The organism is Terrihabitans rhizophilus (assembly GCF_033898525.1).
GTDB lineage: Bacteria > Pseudomonadota > Alphaproteobacteria > Rhizobiales > Methylopilaceae > Flaviflagellibacter > Flaviflagellibacter rhizophilus.
On record NZ_JAXAFJ010000003.1, the window covers coordinates 229,089 to 249,026 of the forward strand.

At 66.0% G+C, this 19,938-nt stretch carries 21 protein-coding genes; 11 read left to right on the top strand and 10 right to left on the bottom strand.

From position 1 onward, the window contains the following. Positions 1-2 precede the first annotated feature (2 nt). Together SCD90_RS07350 and SCD90_RS07355 are read left to right on the top strand one after the other, a co-directional pair. Positions 3-1,316 (top strand): HlyD family type I secretion periplasmic adaptor subunit, encoded by a 1,314-nt coding sequence (locus SCD90_RS07350; protein ID WP_319844001.1) that lies wholly within the window; start codon positions 3-5, stop codon positions 1,314-1,316. A gap of 143 nt (positions 1,317-1,459) precedes the next feature. After that, on the top strand, positions 1,460-1,957 hold the full coding sequence (locus SCD90_RS07355) for a CopD family protein (protein WP_319844002.1): 498 nt from the start codon (positions 1,460-1,462) through the stop codon (positions 1,955-1,957). Here the strand turns inward: SCD90_RS07355 and SCD90_RS07360 are convergent. Continuing rightward, a complete protein-coding gene (locus SCD90_RS07360; protein ID WP_319844003.1) occupies positions 1,921-2,412 on the bottom strand; it encodes a DUF2231 domain-containing protein in 492 nt (163 codons plus the stop codon). The two genes, SCD90_RS07355 and SCD90_RS07360, sit on opposite strands and share 37 nt — an antisense overlap. Before the next feature lie 15 nt (positions 2,413-2,427). Between SCD90_RS07360 and coxB the strand changes: the two genes are divergently transcribed. The 5 genes from coxB to SCD90_RS07385 all read left to right on the top strand — a co-directional run bounded on the left by coxB (position 2,428) and on the right by SCD90_RS07385 (position 7,664). Beyond that, positions 2,428-3,147 carry a cytochrome c oxidase subunit II gene (coxB, locus tag SCD90_RS07365; RefSeq protein ID WP_319844004.1) on the top strand — a complete coding sequence of 240 codons (720 nt, stop codon included), beginning with the start codon at positions 2,428-2,430 and terminating at the stop codon, positions 3,145-3,147. Next, positions 3,144-5,639 (top strand): cytochrome c oxidase subunit I, encoded by a 2,496-nt coding sequence (gene ctaD / locus SCD90_RS07370; RefSeq protein WP_319844005.1) that lies wholly within the window; start codon positions 3,144-3,146, stop codon positions 5,637-5,639. Before coxB ends, ctaD begins: the two co-directional genes overlap by 4 nt. After that, positions 5,636-5,983 carry a hypothetical protein gene (locus tag SCD90_RS07375; protein WP_319844006.1) on the top strand — a complete coding sequence of 116 codons (348 nt, stop codon included), beginning with the start codon at positions 5,636-5,638 and terminating at the stop codon, positions 5,981-5,983. Before ctaD ends, SCD90_RS07375 begins: the two co-directional genes overlap by 4 nt. 44 nt (positions 5,984-6,027) lie before the next feature. Then, positions 6,028-6,501, top strand: coding sequence for an MgtC/SapB family protein (locus SCD90_RS07380; RefSeq protein ID WP_319844007.1), 474 nt, complete (start codon positions 6,028-6,030; stop codon positions 6,499-6,501). 113 nt (positions 6,502-6,614) lie between these two features. After that, positions 6,615-7,664 carry an SDR family oxidoreductase gene (locus tag SCD90_RS07385; protein WP_319844008.1) on the top strand — a complete coding sequence of 350 codons (1,050 nt, stop codon included), beginning with the start codon at positions 6,615-6,617 and terminating at the stop codon, positions 7,662-7,664. 6 nt (positions 7,665-7,670) lie between these two features. Here the strand turns inward: SCD90_RS07385 and SCD90_RS07390 are convergent, their stop codons facing one another. Genes SCD90_RS07390 through SCD90_RS07410 form a run of 5 tightly spaced genes read right to left on the bottom strand, consistent with a single transcriptional unit; the run spans position 7,671 to position 13,374 of the window. Further along, positions 7,671-9,254, bottom strand: coding sequence for a gamma-glutamyltransferase family protein (locus SCD90_RS07390; RefSeq protein WP_319844009.1), 1,584 nt, complete (start codon positions 9,252-9,254; stop codon positions 7,671-7,673). Then, complete coding sequence (locus SCD90_RS07395; protein WP_319844010.1) at positions 9,254-10,696, bottom strand: amidohydrolase family protein; 1,443 nt, start codon at positions 10,694-10,696, stop codon at positions 9,254-9,256. The genes SCD90_RS07390 and SCD90_RS07395 overlap by 1 nt, the downstream gene beginning before the upstream one ends. Positions 10,697-10,701: 5 nt before the next feature. Further along, positions 10,702-11,727 carry an ABC transporter substrate-binding protein gene (locus SCD90_RS07400; RefSeq protein ID WP_319844011.1) on the bottom strand — a complete coding sequence of 342 codons (1,026 nt, stop codon included), beginning with the start codon at positions 11,725-11,727 and terminating at the stop codon, positions 10,702-10,704. Positions 11,728-11,761: 34 nt separating this feature from the next. Further along, on the bottom strand, positions 11,762-12,538 hold the full coding sequence (locus SCD90_RS07405; RefSeq protein WP_319844012.1) for an ABC transporter permease: 777 nt from the start codon (positions 12,536-12,538) through the stop codon (positions 11,762-11,764). Then, entirely contained in the window at positions 12,535-13,374 is an 840-nt protein-coding gene (locus tag SCD90_RS07410) for an ABC transporter ATP-binding protein (protein ID WP_319844013.1), read from the bottom strand. The genes SCD90_RS07405 and SCD90_RS07410 overlap by 4 nt, the downstream gene beginning before the upstream one ends. A 110-nt stretch (positions 13,375-13,484) precedes the next feature. Between SCD90_RS07410 and SCD90_RS07415 the strand changes: the two genes are divergently transcribed. Then, positions 13,485-14,213: a GntR family transcriptional regulator gene (locus SCD90_RS07415; RefSeq protein ID WP_319844014.1), complete on the top strand. Its 729-nt coding sequence runs from the start codon at positions 13,485-13,487 to the stop codon at positions 14,211-14,213. Positions 14,214-14,375: 162 nt separating this feature from the next. Here SCD90_RS07415 and SCD90_RS07420 read toward each other — a convergent pair whose 3' ends face one another. Beyond that, positions 14,376-14,777: a nuclear transport factor 2 family protein gene (locus SCD90_RS07420; protein ID WP_319844015.1), complete on the bottom strand. Its 402-nt coding sequence runs from the start codon at positions 14,775-14,777 to the stop codon at positions 14,376-14,378. 143 nt (positions 14,778-14,920) lie between these two features. Between SCD90_RS07420 and SCD90_RS07425 the strand changes: the two genes are divergently transcribed. Further along, positions 14,921-16,174, top strand: a complete 1,254-nt coding sequence (locus tag SCD90_RS07425; RefSeq protein ID WP_319844016.1) for an amidohydrolase family protein — start codon at positions 14,921-14,923, stop codon at positions 16,172-16,174. Between the two features lie 45 nt (positions 16,175-16,219). Here SCD90_RS07425 and SCD90_RS07430 read toward each other — a convergent pair whose 3' ends face one another. Then, the gene (locus SCD90_RS07430) at positions 16,220-16,483 is read right to left on the bottom strand and encodes a hypothetical protein (RefSeq protein ID WP_319844017.1); all 264 of its coding nucleotides are present in this window, start codon (positions 16,481-16,483) and stop codon (positions 16,220-16,222) included. Positions 16,484-16,750: 267 nt separating this feature from the next. On the opposite strand from SCD90_RS07430, the gene SCD90_RS07435 reads away from it, so the two are divergent. Together SCD90_RS07435 and SCD90_RS07440 are read left to right on the top strand one after the other, a co-directional pair. Then, complete coding sequence (locus tag SCD90_RS07435; protein WP_319844018.1) at positions 16,751-17,095, top strand: DUF6496 domain-containing protein; 345 nt, start codon at positions 16,751-16,753, stop codon at positions 17,093-17,095. A 110-nt stretch (positions 17,096-17,205) separates the two neighbouring features. Then, positions 17,206-18,024, top strand: coding sequence for a Crp/Fnr family transcriptional regulator (locus SCD90_RS07440; RefSeq protein ID WP_319844019.1), 819 nt, complete (start codon positions 17,206-17,208; stop codon positions 18,022-18,024). Between the two features lie 49 nt (positions 18,025-18,073). Here SCD90_RS07440 and SCD90_RS07445 read toward each other — a convergent pair whose 3' ends face one another. Further along, positions 18,074-18,451, bottom strand: a complete 378-nt coding sequence (locus SCD90_RS07445) for a response regulator (RefSeq protein WP_319844020.1) — start codon at positions 18,449-18,451, stop codon at positions 18,074-18,076. Next, positions 18,448-19,869 carry a sensor histidine kinase gene (locus tag SCD90_RS07450; protein WP_319844021.1) on the bottom strand — a complete coding sequence of 474 codons (1,422 nt, stop codon included), beginning with the start codon at positions 19,867-19,869 and terminating at the stop codon, positions 18,448-18,450. Before SCD90_RS07450 ends, SCD90_RS07445 begins: the two co-directional genes overlap by 4 nt. Positions 19,870-19,938 lie beyond the last annotated feature (69 nt).

Here is a 19,938-nt window from a genome sequence, read left to right on the forward strand (position 1 = left end):
CGATGGCAGACATGCGCTCCAGACCCGCTGCAGAAAGCAGCTTCGGCCTTCGCGGCCGGATCGGGACGGGAATTGTCTTCGCCCTCATGCTCATTGCCGGATGCGGAGCCTGGGCCGTGCTGGCGCAGCTCTCCGGCGCGATCATCGCACAAGGATCGGTCAAGGTGGACCGCAACCTCAAGGCGATCCAGCATCGCGACGGCGGCATCATCAGTGAGATTGCCGTACGGGAGGGCGACTTCGTCACCGCGGGGCAGGTGCTGCTGCGTCTCGACGACATGCAGACCCGGGCTGAACTGTCGATCATCAAGACCCAGATGGTCGAAGCCATCGCGCGGCGCGCCCGGCTCAGGGCTGAACGCGACATGCTGGCGGAGGTGGAGTTTCCTCCCGGCTTCGCGGACCAGGGGGGCGAGGCGGCCGCCGTCATCATGAGCGAGACGAACCTGTTTCGCGGCAACCTTGCTCATCGCCGCAGCCAGAAGGAACAGCTCGAGCTCCGCATCAACCAGATCGAGAAGGAGGTTGCGGGCCTCGAGGCCCAGCGGACTGCCAAGGTCGACGAGATCAAGCTTGTCGAAAGCGAGCACGGCAAGCTGAAGCAACTCCTGCAGAAGGGGCTGGTCGAAAGCCTGCGCGTCTACAACACCGACCGCGAAGCCGCCCGTCTTCTCGGCAGCCGGGGCGAGGTGGAAGCCGGCATTGCGCGTGCCTACGCCTCCACGAGCGAGATCCGGCTCCAGATCATGGCACTGGACCAGACGGCCCGCACGGAGGCGCAGCGTGAGCTTTCCACCGTGGACGCCAAGATCTCGGAACTCACGGACCGCAAGATGGCCATCGAGGATCGGCTGTCGCGCACGAATATCCGTGCGCCTCTTGCCGGTTACATCAATGAACTGGCGGTCCATACGATCGGCGGCGTGATCAGCCCGGCGGAGCGTCTGATCACGCTTGTGCCGGAGAACGCCGCGTTGCGTGTCGAGGCCCGATTGTCACCCGCCGATATCGACCAGGTGGCGCTGGCCCAGCCGGCGCGGCTGAGGTTCTCCGCATTCAACCGCAACGAGACGCCGGAGATCCTCGGGGAGGTCGCCTATGTCTCCCCAGCCTCCACCCGCGACACGGTGACGGGAGAGATGTACTTCGTCGCCGACATCGAGGTCAGTGCCGAGCAGATGGCCCGGCTGGGCGCGCGCAAGCTCGTGCCGGGCATGCCGGTCGAGGTCTACATCACGACCGACCAGCGCTCCGCGCTAAGCTATCTGACGAAGCCGTTCACCGACCAGGTCGCCCGGACCTTCCGGGAGGAGTGAGCGCGCGCGTGGTGTTGCGTTCTCAGGCGGCGTCACTTCACAAAGAAGTTTGACGAACGTTGTTGGCACCCCGCCGGCGCCCCGCTTAGTAGGAAGCGTTACTCATTTCAGGCGCCTTCGCGGCAGGCAGGATCCCGTATGCAATGAGCGTCTGGCTGAAGGCTGCTCATATCTGTGCATTGGTCATCTGGTGCGGCGGCCTGCTCGTCCTGCCGAGCCTTTTCGCGCTTCGCGGCAACCATCCTGCCGGCCCCGACCTCTGGCGGCTGCAGAGATTCGTCCGATTCAGCTACACCTACGTGGTTTCGCCCGCAGCATTCGCCGCCATCGGGACCGGCACGGCGCTGATCTTCGTGCAGGAGGTATTCACGCCGTGGTTTGCGCTGAAGCTGCTCGTGGTCGGGCTGCTGGCGCTGCTCCACGTCCGCCATGGCTTCGTCATCGTGAGGGTCTTCGAGGACGACAACGGTTATTCGCTCACGCGGAACGTGGTGGCCACATGCCTCACCATGGCCGTGGTCTCGGCAATCCTGTTGATCGTCCTGGCCAAGCCCGCCCTTGATCTCAACGCCCTGCCGGCGGTGATGCACCAGCCGGGAGCGCTTCAGTCATTGTTCGAAACCATGATCCCGATTCCATGATCGAAGACGAGCTTGCCGCCATGCCAGCCCGCGATGCCGACGAAGATCGCTGCGAGCGTGGAGAGCATCAGCCCCATCGGCAGCACGGCCGCTTCATGGTCCTCGATCCGGTAGCCCCAGTTCAATCCCGCCACCGAGAGCAGCGTCATGGCGGCGACGGCATGGGTCCAGCTGGCGGAGCGCTTGCGGATGCCCGCGACCAGGAGAAGTTCGGCGGTTCCCGACACGCCGGCAACGATGCCGAGGAAGAAGGCGAACCCGCTCGACCACAGCGCCACGCGCGTCCAGAACGGGTCGGCCGTCCACCAGTAGAACAGATCGCAGCCGAGCGTCGCCATGACCAGCGCGATGGGGAAGGACACCGACATCGCATGAATGGGATGGCCGGCCACCGCCACCACCGAGGTCGTGTCGTGCTTCGTGACTTCCTCGATGACGGGATTGGTCTCGGTCATGCGGGCCCTCGCTGGATGTTCGGCGCTGCTGGCCGAACGCGCGCCGCGGCCGTGTGGTTCCGGGGGGCAGGTGCCGGGCTTGCCGCGCTTGGGCTCGGCGGTTGCGACGGGCCGCTGTCGACGCTGGATCCCGCCGGACCTGCCGCCAGCGCCATTGCGGATCTCTGGTGGGTGATGCTGGCTGGCGCGGCTGTCATTTCCCTCATCGTCTTCACGCTTGTGGCCGCGGCCTTCCTGCCCTCGCGCCCGTTGGCCCGGGTCCACTGGTCACGCTGGCCGCTCTGGGGCGGACTGGCGTTTCCGACCGTGGTGCTGTCGGCCCTGCTCGTCTACGCCTTGCTTCAGGGCGACCGGCTGCGGCCTCAGCCGGCGGAGGACGCGCTCGAAATCCACGGCACCGCGCGCATGTGGAGCTGGGAATTCAGCGCACCGGATGGCTCGTCGCCTTCGCGGAACGTGCTGCGCATACCCGCCGGTCGGCCGGTCGATCTCCATGTCACCAGCGCCGACGTGATCCACAGCTTCTGGATCCCTCGGCTCGGGGGCAAGATGGACGCCATTCCGGGCCACACCAATATCATCAGGCTGATGGCCGACCGGCCGGGCACCTATCGCGGTGTCTGCGCGGAATTCTGCGGTGTCGGCCACTCCACGATGTTCCTCACGGTCGAGGCCGTAGCTGCCGAAAGCTTCGACGTGGCGGATGCTGCCCGCGCAAGCGCGGTGACGCCATGAGCGCCCCCCTGTCCCCCATAGCCCTGCACAAGGCGCTGTCCGCGATCTGGGACACGCCGCCCGGCTGGGGCCGCCTGTCCGCCGTCAACCACACGGTGATCGGTCGCCGCTTCATCATCGCCGCCTTCATCTTCTTCGCCATCGGCGGCATGCTCTCGATGCTGATCCGCGCGCAACTGGCGACCTCGAACAGCGCCTTCATCGGGCCGGAGATCTACAACCAGATCTTCACCATGCACGGCACGATCATGATGTTCCTGTTCGCCATCCCCATGTTCGAGGGACTGGCGATCTACCTGCTGCCGAAGATGCTGGGCGCGCGGGACATGGCCTTCCCCCGCCTCAGCGCCTACGGCTTCTGGTGCTACATCTTCGGCGGCTCGATCCTCATCGTCGCGCTGCTTGCGGGCGCGGCGCCGGACGGCGGCTGGTTCATGTACACGCCGCTGTCGTCCAGCACCTACACGCCCGGCATCAACTCGGATGTCTGGCTGCTCGGCATCACCTTCGTCGAAATTTCGGCCATCGGTGCCGCGGTCGAGATCGTGGTCACGATCCTGAAGATGCGCGCACCCGGCATGTCGCTGGACCGCATGCCCATCTTCGCCTGGTACATGCTCGTCACCGCCATGATGATGCTGGTGGGCTTCCCGCCGCTCATCCTGGGCTCCATCCTGCTGGAGGTGGAGCGGGTGTTCGACTGGCCGTTCTTCGATCCCGTGCGGGGAGGGGACCCGCTGCTGTGGCAGCACCTGTTCTGGCTGTTCGGCCATCCCGAGGTCTACATCATCTTCCTGCCGGCGGCGGGGCTGATCTCGACCATGATCCCGGTGCTCGCCCGCCATCCGCTGACGGGCTACAGCTGGATCGTCGTCAGCATCATCGCCATGGGCTTCCTCAGCTTCGGCCTTTGGGTGCACCATATGTTCACGACGGGCATCCCGCATCTTGCGCTGGGTTTCTTCTCGGCCGCGAGCATGCTGGTGGCGATCCCGACCGGCGTGCAGATCTTCTCCTGGATCGCGACCCTGCTGGCCGGGCGGCCGCAGCTGAAGCTGCCCATGCTGTTCCTGTTCGGGTTCTTCTTCGTCTTCGTGCTCGGCGGCCTGACCGGCGTCATGGTGGCCGTGGTGCCGTTCGACTGGCAGGCGCACGACACCTACTTTGTGGTGGCCCATCTCCATTACGTGCTGGTCGGCGGCTTCGTCTTCCCCATGCTGGCCGCCGCCTATTACTGGCTGCCGCACTTCACGGGCCGAACCACGGTCTACCGGCTGGGGTACTTCTCCTTCGCGCTGATCTTCATCGGCTTCAACCTCACCTTCTTCCTGATGCACCTGACGGGCCTCAGGGGCATGCCGCGCCGCATCAGCACCTATCCCGCCGAACATGGCTGGGACATGCTGAACCTGCTGTCCTCCTTCGGCGGCTTCGTGCTGACCATGGGCTTCGCGCTGTTCGCGATGGATGTGCTGCTGCAAAGCCGCTTTGGACCGCGCAGCCCGCGCGACCCGTGGAAGGCGGAGACGCTGGAATGGGCCACGGCCACCCCGCCGCCGAGCTACGGCATCGCGTCCCTGCCGCGCGTGTCGAGCCGCGAACCGTTGCGGGCCGATCCCGATCTTCCGCGCCGGCTGGCGGCGGGCGGCGGCTATCTGCCGTTCGCGCGAAATGGGTGGATGGAGACGCTCGGCACCAGCATCGTGCGCGCCGACGTGCAGCAACTCATCGTATTGCCGAACAACACGTTCCTCCCGTTGTGGAGCGCGCTTGCGACCGGCGTGGTGTTTCTGTCGCTGCTCTTCAAGCAGTACTGGCTGACGCCGCTGGCGGCAGTGGCCGTCCTCGTGCTGCTGCTCGCCTGGACGCGCACCGGCGAACGCCGGGACCACGGGCTGCTCGACATCGGGCACGGCGAAACGGCTCCGCATCATGCGGAATCGGGTGATGCACCGTCCCTATGGGCCATGATCTTCGTGCTCCTCGCCGACAGCACCCTCTTTGTCAGCCTTGTCTTCTCGTTCCTGTTCCTCGTCGTCTCCGCTCCGGGCTGGCCTCCGTCGGAAATGATCGCCAGCGGGGAAATGCCGGCCCTTGCGACAGCCCTTGCGCTTGTTGCCGCGGGTGTCGCCGCCGCACGGGCTGCCCAGATTGTCCGGACGGATGGCCGGCCGGTTTTCTGGGCCGCTCTCTCGGGAGCCAGCAGCGTCATGGCGGTGGCGGGGCTTGCCTATCTTGGCTACGTGTCCTTGCCTGATCCGACAGCCCACGCCTATTCGGCGACGAGCGGCGCCCTTCTCGCCTATGCGGGCTTCCACGCCGGCCTGGGCGCGGTCTTCGGGGGCTTCTGCGTCTACCGCATGCTCACTGGCTTCGTGTCGGCCCGCCGTGCCTCGGACCTGCGCATCGCGGCTCTCTGGCAGATGCATGCTGCCCTGGTGGGAGCGGTGTCGCTGATCGTGCTCTACGTTCTCCCGGCGGCACTGCGATGAGAGGCGCGCGGGCGACCGACCTTCTGCTGGCGATCAGCGGATTCGTCGTCTGGAGCGCCGCGTTCTCGGCGGTCTATGCCGTCTTCTCGCTCGGCTGCTGGCTGGGCTGGGACCGCGTCGGGATCGGCCCGACGTCGCTCCAGAAGATCGCGACGGCCATCGTCTGGCTGGCCTTCATCCTGCTGGGGGGCGTGGTCGTCTGGCTTGCCAGGCAGCGGGTGCGGCAAGGACTTGAGCCGGTGAAGCCATTTCTGGGCGTTCTGTTGCCGGCCGCCAATCTTGCTGCCTTGGCCGCCACCATCATCACGGGGCTTCCGATACTTCTCGCATCCAGTTGCCACTAGCCGTGGGTCATTGACCCCCGGGCCGGCTGGGGCAAACTGGCGTGATGATCGAGCAATTCCTCGCCACCGCAACGTTCGACTTCGTCCCCCACTTCGTGGCGCTGTTCGCGGCCTATGTGCTTGCTCTTCCGATTGGCTGGGACCGCGAGAAGGAGGAGCGCAGCGCCGGGCTGCGCACGTTTCCGCTCGTCGCGGTTGCCAGCTGCGGCTTCGTGCAGGCTGCGGAAACGGTCCTGAACGGCCACCCCGAGGGAACGGCACGCGTGGTGGAGGGCATCATCACCGGAATGGGCTTCATCGGCGGCGGCGCCATCCTGCGGCTCAAGGACTCCGTGCGGGGCACGGCGACCGCAGCCAGCCTCTGGAGCACGGGCGCCATCGGGACGGCTATCGGGCTTGGTGCCTACGACATCGCCATCCTTCTTTCTGTGGTGACCTTCATCACCCTCAAGGCGCTCACGCCACTGAAGCGCGTTCCGCAGGAAGCGGATCAGGTGGGCGGCGAAGTCAGGGACTGACATCCCGCCGCTCATGACAATGGCGTGAGCACCGGAGACCACCTCGTCTTCGCAACGTTCCCCTTCATGAACAGGTCGCTGCACGGGGCATCTGCGACGTTCCGGGAGGCCAGATGAGAGAGCAAGGCAGACGCGGACCCGTGGTGGTCGTTACCAGAGCCTCGGCGGGCGTCGGCCGCGCGGTCGTGCGGGCCTATGCGGCGCAGGGTGCCCGCATCGGGCTGATCGCGCGGGGGCGCGAAGGGCTCGAAGGCGCCGCCCGGGACGTCCGGTCCGCGGGCGGCGAGGCGCTGATCCTGCCCCTCGATGTAGCGGATGCGGATGCCGTGGAGCACGCGGCGGCAAGGGTCGAGGAGCGTTTCGGCCCCATTGACATCTGGATCAACTGCGCCTTCGCCGGCGTGCTGATGCGCTTCATGGACATGGCCATGGAGGATTTCCGTCGCGTCACGGAGGTGACCTATTATGGGCAGGTCTACGGAACCCGCTCGGCCCTGAAGCGCATGCTGCCGCGCAACCACGGCACGATCGTCCTGGTCGGCTCGGCACTGGCTTATCGCGGGATACCGCTCCAGTCCGCCTATTGCGGCGCGAAGCACGCGCTGCAGGGTTTCCAGGATTCCGTCAGGTCGGAGCTGATCCACGCGAAGAGCGATGTGCGCATCACCATGGTCCAGCTGCCGGGCGTGAACACGCCCCAGTTCGACTGGATACGCACCAATCTGCCGAACAAGGCCCAGCCGGCGAGCCCGCCTTTCCAGCCGGAGATCGCGGCGCGCGCGATCATCTTCGCGGCCGCGAGCCGCAGGAAAGAGGTGGTCGTCGGCTTCCCCGCTTTGCAGGCGATTTGGGGCGACCATCTGGCATCGCCGCTGCTCGACCATCACCTCGCGGCGACGGCGGTGTCGGGTCAGCAGGCGGAGGAGCCGCGCGAGCCCGGATACCGCGACAACCTCTACGAACCCGTCCCGGGAGATCGCGGCGCGCATGGTCGCTTCGATGCGCAATCCCATACGTGGAGTCCGCAGCTCTGGGCGACCATGAACCGTGGAAAGCTGCTCGCGGCAGCGCTGGGCGTTGGCGTTGCGGCTGCGGCCCTTGCCCTGGGCGCCCGTCGAAACCCGCGAGGGCGTGACATCGTACGGAGCTCCAGGTCTTCCTGATCCGCGTCAGCTCTCCAGCCCGAGCGCGCAGCCATCGCTTCGCGGGTCATGTGCGCCAGTGATCGTGCCGCGCGCATCCCGGTGAATGATACCCGCCTGTCCACTGAGTGGACTGGACGCGGGTATGACCGAAATCTCGTGCCGGAGTTGCCCCAACCGCTCCACGCACGCCTCGCCCACATCCTCTTCGATCTTGAGGCTGTCGCGGCTGTCGGAGAAGGTCCGGCCCAGCAGGAAGCGGGGACGAGACAGGGCCTCGAGCGGGTCCATGCCGTAGTCGATCAACCGCGTCAGGATCGAGGCGACCGTCTGCGGCTGGCCGTCGGCGCCCTGCGTGCCATAGAGGATGTGCGGCCGCCCATCACGTAGCGCCATGCCGGGATTGAGCGTGTAGAACGGCCGCTTGCCCGGTGCGATGAGGTTGGAGCTGGCCGCGTCCGTGCTGAAGGCCGCCCCGCGGTTCTGCCAGATGATGCCCGTATCGCCGGCAACGACGCCGCTTCCCCAGTCATAATAGGTGCTTTGCAGCATGCTGACGCCGCGCCCTTCGGCATCCATGGCGGCAAGATAGACGGTGTCACCGGTGCGGAAGGGCTGGGGCCAGGCGAGCGCGTGGTCCGGATCGATGGCGCGCGCCTTCGCCGCCAGCTGCTCGGGCGAGAGGAGGCGGTCGATCTCCACGCGTGCGAAATCGGGGTCGGCGATCATGCCTCGGTCGAGAAAGGCCTGCTTCACCGCCTCGACCAGCCGGTGGTAGTAGGCGGCGCTGCCTTCCTCGACGCCGTCGAACCCCAGTTCCGCGAGAACGCCCATGATAGCAAGCGTGGTGATGCCCTGTGTCGGCGGCGGCGGAGCGAGGAGGGTCAGTCCGCGGTAGTCGAGGCTGAGCGGGGCCTCCTGCCGCGTTCGCGTCGCCGCAAGATCGGCGGCGGTGATCGGTGATCCCGCCTCTGCAAGGCCCTGCGCTATGCGGCGGGCAAGCTCGCCTTCATAGAATTCGCGGGCGCCATGGCGGGCGATGGCCTCAAGGCTGCGCGCGAGATCAGGCTGCCGGAAAGTCTCGCCGGTGATCGGTGGCTGCCCGCCGGGCATGAAAATGTTGCCGAACCCGTGCCAGCCCTCCACCTCGTGGCGGCGGAAGTCCAGCCAGAAGGCCTGCGAGGCGCTGAGCGGAATGCCGTCCGCCGCAAGGGTGATCGCCGGTTCCAGCAAAGAGGCGAAGCTGCGCGTTCCGCCCCAGCGGCTTTGCGAATGATCATGAGCCATCGCCCAACTGTCGACGGCGCAGGCCGTCGTCAGCGCGGAGCCGGGACCACGGGTGGGGATCGCCGCGTCGAATTGCGGGAGGTCGCGCGCCGCCTGTCCTATCCCCGTGAGGGCGAGGACATCGCCCTCGGCGTCCGAGACGAGCCAGATGGTGTCTCCGCCGATGCCGCAGAAATGCGGATAGGCTACCGCGATGGCCGCCGCCATGGTGATGGCCGCCTCTATGGCATTGCCGCCCTCGGCCAGCACGCGGCGGCCGGCCTCGCTGACGAGCGCATGCGGGCTCGTCACCATGCCGCGTGTGGAACGCGCGAGCACGGACATCAGCAGCAGCCCGCGAAGGCGCCGTACCAGCGGGTGAGGGCCTCCCGATAGGATGGCCACGCCGCTTCGAGCGCGGGATTGCGGTCCGCCCTGAACAGGCGCCGCAGATCGGCCTGCATGGCGTCGAGGTCCACCCCGGTTGGTTGCCCGTCGCGCACGATCGTCCGCCCCGCGACCACCACCTCGCGTATGGCGGAGAGGTTGCCGCGCGCGAAGAGCATCTTCACCGGGTCCACCGGCATGATCTGGTCGCGGTCGAGCACGTCAAGGTCGAGCACCGCGAAATCGGCAGCTTCTCCCGGTGCGATGCGGCCCGCTCCCGGCGCTCCGACCGAGCGGCGGCCATTGGCCACCGTCGCTTCGAGGAACGTCTCCTGCGTCCAGGTGCGCCCGAAGCCCCAGCCGCCATGCATGGCCTGGACGAGGCGCATCTCGCGCAGCGCATCGTCGTCCTCGTCGAAGGCGAGCCCGTCGATCCCGACCGCAATCGCGCAGCCGCGCCGGTGCGCATCGGCGATGGGCGCGACGCCGGAGCGGATGTGGAGGTTGGAGGAGAAGTTGGTGACGATGGTGGCACCCGCCTCCGCGATCATGTCGAGTTCGTCCGCGGTCGCATGAACGCAGTGCGCCAGAGTGAGGCGCGGCGAGAGAAGGCCGATGTCGCGGAGGTAACCCACGACGCCTTCCGGGAATTCGCGGTCTGCCCAGGCGCGCTGGAGGCCGGTTTCGAGCAGATGCATGTGCACACGCCGCCCGGTGGCGGCCGAGCGCTCGGCGATGGTTTCGAGCAAAGCGCGCGAGCACCATTGCACTCCGGCCGGGCCGTACTGCACGTCAACCATCGGACCCGCGATCTCGGCCGCGATGGCATCGACGAGGTCCACATAGGCGCGCGGCTCCGGCGGGGGGCGGCGAAAGAGCGCGTTGATCGTGTGCCGGGCGTCATCGGGCATTTCGGCAAGCACGCCGCTCTCGTCACCGTAGACGAGGGGATTGCGGTCTCGCACCGCGAGCGCAAAGGCGATGCGGACGCCGACATCGCCGGCGGCGCGGGCGATCTCGCGCGCCTCTCCGATCATGTCCATGCGGCCGCTGGGGCGGGTGTAGTGCACCATGACGGAGCCACAGCCGGCGCGTGCGGAGCGCGCAAAAGACACGGCGGCGGCGAGATGTGGGTCCGGCGGCGTGGCGAAGGAGGCGCGGGGCAGCCAGAGTTCCAGCGGCATGTCGGCTGCGCCGAAGGACGACATGGCAGGACGCGCATGGTCGTGCGCATTGACCAGTGCCGGGATGAGGAGCCGCCGGTGTTCGGCCGCTCCGGGACAGGGCTCGACAGCGGTGATGACGCCGTCGGTCTGGGTGATCCGGACACCACCTCCGCGAAGATCGCCCGCCCCGCAGAAGGCGTCGGAAGCGTCGGTATGTGTCTGCGGGGCGGGCATGGGCATTAGTTCTTCGTGTAGACGAGGTTGCGCTCGCCGCGAGCCGGCAGGAACTCGCGCGAGAAGATTTCGGCCGGGGTGGGCGTGCGCTTGAGGTCGTAGCCTTCAACCACGAAGCCGATGGCACGCGCCATGCGGTCGTCCTTGATATCGCCGACGCCGATCTCCTTCATCTCGTCGGAGACGATCAGCTTCTCGAACGAGAATTGCAGCCGGCGCTTCTCCACCTCGACATTTATGAGGTTGTCGAAGTTCACCGCAGCCTTCATGCCGAGATCCTGGTCCCCCGCGATTTCCATCAGCGCGCGATTGGTGGCGCGGACGAGGCCGGCGACGGCCTTGGGGTTTTCCTTGATGAGCTTGCGCGAGACCATGAGGCCATTGGAATACAGATCGAGGCCGAAGTCACCGAACTGGAACCAGCGGTAGTCCTTGTCCGGGTCCTGACGGTTCAGCACGAGGTTGAAGTAGCTCGTGATGTTGAACACCAGCGCGCCGTCGATGTCGCCGCGGATCATCATCGGCTCCTGCAGGTTCGGCGCCATGTTCGAGACGTTGATCTTGGACATGTCCAGACCGTTCTTCTTGGCAAAGACGGGCAGCAGGCGCGTGGTGGGCGTGCCCTGCGCGCCGCCCAGGGTGCGGCCCTGGAAATCCTCCGGCTTCTCGATGCCGCTGGTGGTCTTGGTCACCACGGCGAAAGGCGGCTGGTTCCACATCATGTAGACCATGACCGGCGCGTCTTCGGGCCGTGTCGAGGAGTTCTGGATGATGGCGTTGACGTCTCCGAAGCCGGCATCATAGGCGCCGCCCATGATGCGCGTGACGGTGGCGCCCGATCCCTCGCCCTGGTCGATGGTGACGTTGAGGCCTTCTTCCTTGAAGTAGCCCTTGTCCTTGGCCAGGAAGAAGGCGGCGTCCGAACCTTGCGTCTTCCAGCCCAGGGTGAAGCGGATGGTGGTCTCCTGCGCCAGCGCAACGCCCGTCATCATGACGGTTGCGACGAGGCCTGCGGTCAGCACTTTCAGCATCGGTGTTCTCCTGTGGAGGCGGGGGCGGGTTTGATCAGGCCGCCGCGAAGTCGTTCTTGCGGGTGGCCCAGCCGGTGACACGGCTTTCGATGAGCGAGAAGGCGACGTAGAGGGCGACGCCCAGCGCCGCGAGGATGAAGAGGCCGGCGAAGACCAGCGGCACGTCGAAATTGGACGACGCGCTCATCATCACATTGCCGATGCCGCGGTTGGAGGCGACGGTCTCGGCCAGCACCGTTCCGACGAAGGCGTAGGTGATGGCGACCTTCAGCGAGGCGAAGAAGAAGGGCATCGTGCGCGGCAGCCCGACATTCCACAGGATATCGAGCTTGGAGGCGCCGAGCGCCTTCAGCACGTCCTCCATCTCAGGCTCGGTGGTGGCGAGGCCCGTCGCGATGTTGACGACGATGGGGAAGAAGCAGATCGACAGCGAGGTCAGCACCGCCGGCACCGTTCCGGAGCCGAACCACAGGACGAAGATAGGCACGACGGCCACCTTGGGGATGGACGAGAAGCCGATCAGCAGCGGGTAGGCGGTGTCGTAGGCAACGCGCGAGACGCCGATCACCGCGCCGAGCAGCACGCCCAGCGCCACGCCCAGCACGAAGCCGACCATGGTGGTCATCACCGTCTGGACGATGTGCGGCCACAGGATGGGCAGGCGCGCGATGAGCGTGTCGAACACCTGGGTCGGGCGAGGCAAGATCAGGTCGGACATTCCGGATACGAGGCAGAACACCTCCCAGGCGACGAAGAAACCGACGATGAGCAGGCCGGCCCAGACCTTCTGCTTCAGACGAAGATCGTTCATGACGCCACCGCTGGCTGGGAGGAGGTGCGCGCCTCGACGATGAGGGCACGCAGGCGCAGGTTGAGCGCCACGAAATCTGGTTCGAAAGTCTGGGCGACGGTGCGCGGGCGCGGGAACTCCACGGGGCTGTCGTCGATGACGCGGCCCGGCCGCGCGCTCATCACGCAGATGCGGCTGGCGAGGACGCCCGCCTCGCGCAGATCGTGCGTGACCAGGAGAACGGTCGGCCGGTGGGTGAGCCACAGATCCTGCAGGATCATCCACAGTTCTTCGCGGGTGAACTGGTCAAGAGCGCCAAACGGCTCGTCGAGGAGAAGGAGGCGTGGCTCGTGGATCAGCGCCCGGCAGAGATTGGCGCGCTGAAGCATCCCGCCGGAAAGCTGCCAGGGATAACTCTTGGCAAAGCCCTTCAGGCCGACCTGTTCCAGCAGGGCGTGTGCGCGGTCGCGGAACTCGCCGCGCTTCTTCGCCCGGAACTCGGAGCGGAACGGCTGCACGATCTTGAGCGGCAGCATGATGTTCTGCTCGATGGTCATCCACGGCAGCATGGTCGGGTTCTGGAAGGCCATGCCGATGCGCAGCGCCTTGGCCGCCACTTCGCGCCCGCCCACGATCACGGCGCCCTCGGTCGGCTGGATCAAGCCGCTCGCAAGCCGCAGGATGGTGGACTTGCCGCAGCCGGACGGGCCGACGAGCGCGACAAACTCCCCGTCAGGGATGCGCATGGTGGTGGCGGACAGCGCTGCAACCCGCTCATTGCCACGGCCGAAGGTGACGCCGGCGCCGGACAGTTCGATGGCGGTCTGGTGCGGGGTGCCTGTTTGTTGATGTTGCATGCTGCTCATGACGAGAAGTGCATGCAAGCAGGATGCCAGTTTGCGCGGAGCCGCTTGCGGGTGGAGCGTTCGCGGCGCTATCTAAAAGGAGAAATGAAGGGGACCGGGCATTGGCAGGAGAACGCGAAGGCGACGGCAAGAGGGGGGATCGCGTCAGCCCTATCTGTCGCGCGCTGCGCCGCGCCATCATCGAGCAGGCCCTGAAGCCGGGCACCAAGCTGCCGGAAGATGCGCTCGGCGAGCGCTTCGGAGTGAGCCGCACCATCGCGCGCCATGCGCTGGGGCAGCTTGCGGCCGAGGGTCTGGTCGAACTGCGGAGAAACCGCATCGCGGTGGTCGCGACGCCGAGCTGGCAGGAGGCGCGCGACGCATTCGATGTTCGCGTTGAGCTGGAGCGCCTCGTCGTCCGCCAGCTTGCCGGACAATTGAGCAAGGCGCAGATCGCCGCGCTGCATTCCCATGTCGATGCGGAGGAGGCCGCGCATGGCGGCCCGAACCCGATCTCGATCCGCCTCGCGACAGAGTTCCACATCCTGCTGGCGGAGATGACGCAGAGCCCCATTTTGATCCGCTATGTCGGCGAAATCTCCTACCGCTGCTGCCTGACGCTTTCGCTGTTCAGCCGGCCGCATTCATCGGAATGCGCGGTGAACGAACACCGCGAAATCATCCGCGCTTTGGAAGAGGGCAATGCCGAGCACGCGATCACGTTGATGCAGCACCACATCGAGGCGGTTGCCGACCGCGCGCTGCTTCAGTCCGGCAAGGCCCGGGACTTGGACATCATGGACATCCTGGCCCCCTACGCCGAGGACAGCCGAAGGGTAGCGGCGGGTTAGGCGATATTCCAACGAGCGTGCGAGGCCGGAACCCATACGCTCTGAGCCTCGATTGCGCTGGGCCTCTCCCTGCGAGGAAGGAGCCGCTTCCTCACGGCGTATGGGTCCCGGCCTGCGCCGGGACGCACGAATGTCTGCGGCTCCATCCAGACAGAAGGCGGTTTAGGGCTCGACCAGCCCGTGGGCGACCAACAGGCGTTCGGCGCTGTCGTTCCAGACATCCATCTTGACGATCATTCCGTCGCGCACGACGAAGCGGTCGACATACCGGTTGCCTTCGAACGGGGTGCCGTCCAGCCATTCCCCGTAGAGTGTGCCGACGCTGTAGACCACCGTCTCCCCATCGCCCGGAGCGACATCGAAGCGATCCATGCGCTTCTTCACCCACTTGTAGCGGCCGGCATTGAACGCCGTGGGGCCACGGGGATGATCGAAAATCCGCCCTCCGGTAAAGGTGATCTCGGTTCCCGGCTTCATATAGGCCGCCGCCGCATCCGGATCGGGGATCATGCTGGCGGTGAGATAGGCGCGCACGATTTCGGCGTCTGGCGTGTTGCTGGTCATGGGGCTCTCCTTTGGGCGGAGGTTAGCTTCTCATCCGTAACATGCATGCACTTTCATTCGGCAAGTTTGCGCAATTTATGGGCGGTGTGGCTGCCGGGAGTTCCGCTATTGTGACGTCACCACCCGCAATCTCGTGACGGGACATGCCGCTTCAACTCCTGCTTCGCGACGTCTGCCTGCTGGACCGCATCGGCCGCTTCGATATCGGCGTCGCGGACGGCCGCATCGTGGACATCGCTCCCGGCATAGCCGGCGACCATCCGCACCTCGACCTCGGTGGCGCGCTCATCATCCCCGCCTTCGTCGATAGCCATGTGCATCTCGACAAGGCGTGCCTTCTCGACCGCTGCGATCCCGCGCTCGGCGACCTTTCCGCAGCCATCGCCGCCGTGTCCCGCCTGAAGGAGGGGTTCACCGAGGAGGATGTCTATGCGCGCGGCGCCCGTGTGCTCGAAAGCGCCATCGTCCATGGCACCACCCATATGCGGACGCATCTGGAGATCGACCCCACGGTGGGCCTGCGAAGTTTCGCAGCCGTGCGGCGCCTCAAGCGCGACTATGCCTGGGCGCTCGATCTTGAGATCTGCGTCTTCCCGCAGGAGGGGCTGACGAACCTGCCCGGGACCGAAGATCTGCTGATCCAGGCCATCGAGGCCGGCGCGGACCTGCTCGGCGGCTGTCCCTATACGGACACCGATCCCGCAAGGCAGATCGAGATCCTTTTCAGCCTCGCGGGCCGCTACGATCTCGACCTCGACTTTCATCTCGACTTCGATCTCGATCCATCCTGGATGCATCTTGACCTGATCTGCACCGCAACCGAACGGGCAAAGTGGGGCGGGCGGGTGGCGATCGGGCATGTAACCAAGCTATCCGCCGTGCCGCCTGAAATGCTCGAGGCGATCGCGCGGCGGCTTGCCGAATGCGGTGTCGCGGTGACGGTGCTTCCGGCAACGGACCTGTACCTGATGGGGCGCGCATGCAGCCACGATGTGCCGCGTGGGCTGACGCCGGCCCATCGGCTGATGGCGCACGGCGTCAACTGCTCCGTGGCCACGAACAATGTGCTGAACCCGTTCACGCCCTTCGGCGATGCCTCGCTGATGCGGATGGCGAACTTCTACGCCAATGTCGCACAGGTCGATCCGGCAGGTTTCCGCACCTGCCTCGATCTTGTCACCACGGCCCCCGCACGTTTGATGAACCTGGAGCACTACGGCGTGCATGTCGGTGCCGCTGCTGATTTCGTCGCGCTCCGGACGGCGGACGCGATCACCGCGGTCGCAGAAGGGGCGGCGCCCGTGGCAGGCTTCAAGGCCGGCCGGCAAACCTTCGCAAGGACGGCGCCGCAGGTGTTCAGGCCGGTCCGCAGTACAACTGCCGACATGCCCCTCTGAGGCGAAGACGTCGCCGGGTGCCTGAAAGGTGTCGGCCGCCATTCATCATGAGGTGCGTTCGATCTCCGCAGGGGAGCCGCTGAAGACCAGGGCGCCCGGTACGGCTTCGAAGGCCACCCGTGTCGGTGCCCCATCCTTTGCTGCAATCTGGACCTGGATCACGGTCGGAGCCGGATGCGCGGAATTGGCCCACATCAACAGGGCTCGAACGGCCGCGTCACGTGTCGCGAAGAGCTGCGGCTTCTCGGACGGCCGCTGGACCACCCAGGCTTGCCCGAGGGTTCGGATATAAGCGGTTCGTGTTTCCATGCTGGCCTCCCTATGACGGGCATGAGAGATCACGGCGCGATGTGCCGCCTTAACGAAGGTTAAGCCGACAGCCGATCGCGAGTGCCTGGCAGGAAATCCGGCAGACCTCGGCTGGTGATCCTCCCGGGCAACGTCCGGCCGGCTCCCGGATCAACACCGCGCATGCGAGCGTCTCGGCGCGGTTTGGAACCCTGATGGCGCTTGGCCCGGCTCTTCTGAACCGATGCCCGCCCTGACCGTTGGAAGGGCAGAAGGCGGAGGCGAACCATGGCTCGGCAGCAAAGCAAGGCACAGAAGGAAACCGTCGCCCGGGTGATGCACGAGTTCAAGCACGGCGAACTGCGCATCAACGGCGATGGGCCCAAGGTCAAGAATCCGAAACAGGCCATCGCCATCGGCCTTCGCGAAGCCGGCGCCTCGAACCAGGAGACCCCGAAGAAGAACCGGGAGAGCCTGAAGAAGACGAAAGCCAAGGAGCGCCATGGAGACACGGCGAAGGCCGCAAAAGAGGGCGGTGAAACCAAGTCCGACCTCTATGCCGAGGCACAAGCCCGCAACATTCCCGGACGATCCAAGATGTCGAAGAGCGAGCTTAAGCGGGCGCTGCGGTAAGTTGTCCCTGAGCTTCACCGGGACCTATCGATGAATCTGAAATCGGGCGGTGAACTAAACCTTTGTTAAGGCCGCCGGGATCGTAGAGCCGGAATATGGGTGGAGAAGTCGTGGCTCGTGCAGGGCCATCGAATGTTTCCAGCGAGGTTCCCATGGACGATCTCGGCACCACGAACAAGCTCCTCAACCTTCTCGGCGATGAGGATGCTGCTCGCTTCCGCCCTTTCCTGCAGCGGGTGGAATTGCCTCTTCGAAGCGTTCTGCAGGAGCCTGGCAGCCCCATCCGGCACATACATTTCTTCGAGCGAGGCATCGCGTCCGTGATCGCGGCGTCGGGCCATGAGGAGATCGAGGTCGGGCTTCTCGGCAATGAGGCGATGAGCGGTTTGCAGGTCCTCTCCGGACTGGCCACGTCCTCTCACAAGGTCCTTGTGCAGATCCCCGCATCCGCCCTGCGCATCGAGCGGGAGAACTTTCTCGATCTGATCGAGAGGTGCAACGAGGCGCGCGATCTGTTCCTGAAATTCAGGGAATGTTTCGCGATACAGGTGGAGCAAACCGCTCTTGCGAATGGCCGCTACAACATCGAACCCCGGCTCGCGCGCTGGCTTCTCATGTGCCAGGACCGCCTGGGCGAGGACGAGATCCGCATCACCCATGAGACGCTGGCTCTGATGCTTGGTGTCCGGCGCGCAGGTGTGACGACGGCCCTCCACGTCCTCGAGGGCGACAGGCTGATCAAGGCAACCCGTGGAACGGTGGTGATCCGAGATCGGGCAGCGCTTCAGGCCATTGCCGGCGAGAGCTACGGCCTTCCGGAAGCGGCCTACAAGACGATCGTCGAAAACGGCGTCGTGGCCGGAGCCAAGGACGTGCCGTCCCCCACGATCCACTCAAGCGCGGGACGGCACCAGCCGGCCATGCACTAGCTGCAGGAGGCCGCGAGCCAGGTGCTCGCGGCAGCCATTCCCTCGCCGGTTAGGCGGAGCGGTGCACCTGTTCCATCACGGCACTGGCGACCTTGTCGGCCGCGACGGGCTTCTCCAGATGCGCGGCCCGCGAGAACTTCTCGGGGAACGACTCCTGCTGGTAGCCCGTGGTGAAGATGAACGGGATCGCGCGGGCATCCAGCAGCTCGGCTACCGGGAAGATCATCTCGCCACGAAGGTTCACGTCCAGGATCGCGATGTCGAGCGGTGTCTCCGCGTCGAGACAGGCAATGGCATCCGCAACGGTCGGGCACGGGCCGACGACAATGGCTCCCGCTGCCGAAAGCACGTCCCGCAGATCCTCGGCGAGCAGGTACTCATCCTCGACCACGAGAATCCGAAGGTCTTTCAGCGCGCCGTCGCTCATGCCTGATCCTCCAGACGCGTTTCTCCGGCGGATACGGGGACCTCGATCATGCATCGCACCCCATCCGCTCCGAACGAGTAGCTGGTCCGCGCTCCGAGCTGGTATGGCAGGGCGCGCTCGATCAATTCGCGGCCGTAGCCGCCGCCCTTTGCCTCGGCACCGAGCAAGGGCATCTCTCCGACCGAACTCTCGGTCCATTCCATGCGCAGGCGCGGAGCGTCTCCGCCGCCCGGCAGCACGTCCCATTGAACATCCAGCCGGCCATCGGCCGTCGCCAAGGCTCCATACTTGGTGGCATTGGTCGCCAGCTCGTGCAACGCCAAGGCCAGCGTCTGTACGGAGGATGACGGCAGGGGAATGCCGCGCGCGCCGCTGGTCGAAACCTGCGCGCCATTGCCTTCCTCATCGATGTCGACATGAGCCGACAATTCCTCGTGGAGCAGCGCGTCGAACGTGACCTTGCCCCCGCCGCTGCGGGAGAGAAGGCCCTGGGCACGGGCCAGCGCCTGCATCCGGTCGTCCATGCACCGCTGAAATTCCTCCAGCGACGTGCTGCCCTTGATGGTCCGCAGCATCACGGCCTGGACGACCGACATCAGGTTGCGGGTGCGGTGCTGGAGCTCGTCCACCAGGACGCGCTGGCGCTGCTGCAATTGCAGGATGTCGTCGACATCGGTGCACGTGCCGAGCCATTCGGCAACCGCCCCATCCTCGGTCAGCACCGGCGCCGCGCGGGTGTGAAAGTGCCGGTAGCGGCCCTCCCGGGCGTGGTAGATCCTTGCCGGGAACTCGAGCGGCTGCGCGGGATTGGCGGCGGCCCACGCCGCCTCTGCGCGCGCGCGATCATCCGGATGCAAGGCGAGCAGCCAGCCCGGTCCAAGGCTCTCTTCCCGGGAGCGCCCGGTGTAGCTGGTCCATTGCTGGCTTGACCACGTCCAGTCGCCACCGCGCCGGGAGCGCCATGGAAGCTGCGGGATGCCTTCGATCAAGGTGCGGAAGGCAGCTTCGCTCTTGCGCAGGGCGGCGTTGATGGTGGCAAGCTCACGGGTGCGTTCCTGTACCCTCGCCTCGAGCTGCGCGTTGGTCTGCTGGAGACTGGCATTCGCGACCTCCAGTTCCTCGGTCACGACCTGCAGCTCCTCGAACGCGACCCGCAGTTCTTCCTCCGTCTGGCTTTGCAGCGCCTCCCTGCCGAGGTCGTCCAGAGGGCTCGGTGCGGGTGAGGGCCGCTGATATGCGGCGTTCGCCAATTGCAGCTCACGCGCGAGGACAGTCACCCGATGGAGCAGGCGGTCCCGGTCTTCGGCCAGCCGTGAATTCTCATCGAGCGACGATTCGAGGGATGTGCGCAATTGCTCGTTCTCGTCGAGCAGTCTCTGGATCTCGCCAGTCGCACCTGTAAGCTCCCGCGAATCCATGCCAGCATCCCGGTTCGTTCGAAGCCTGTAGAACCTGTTCCGCCACAAGCGGCTAACATGGATGCAACT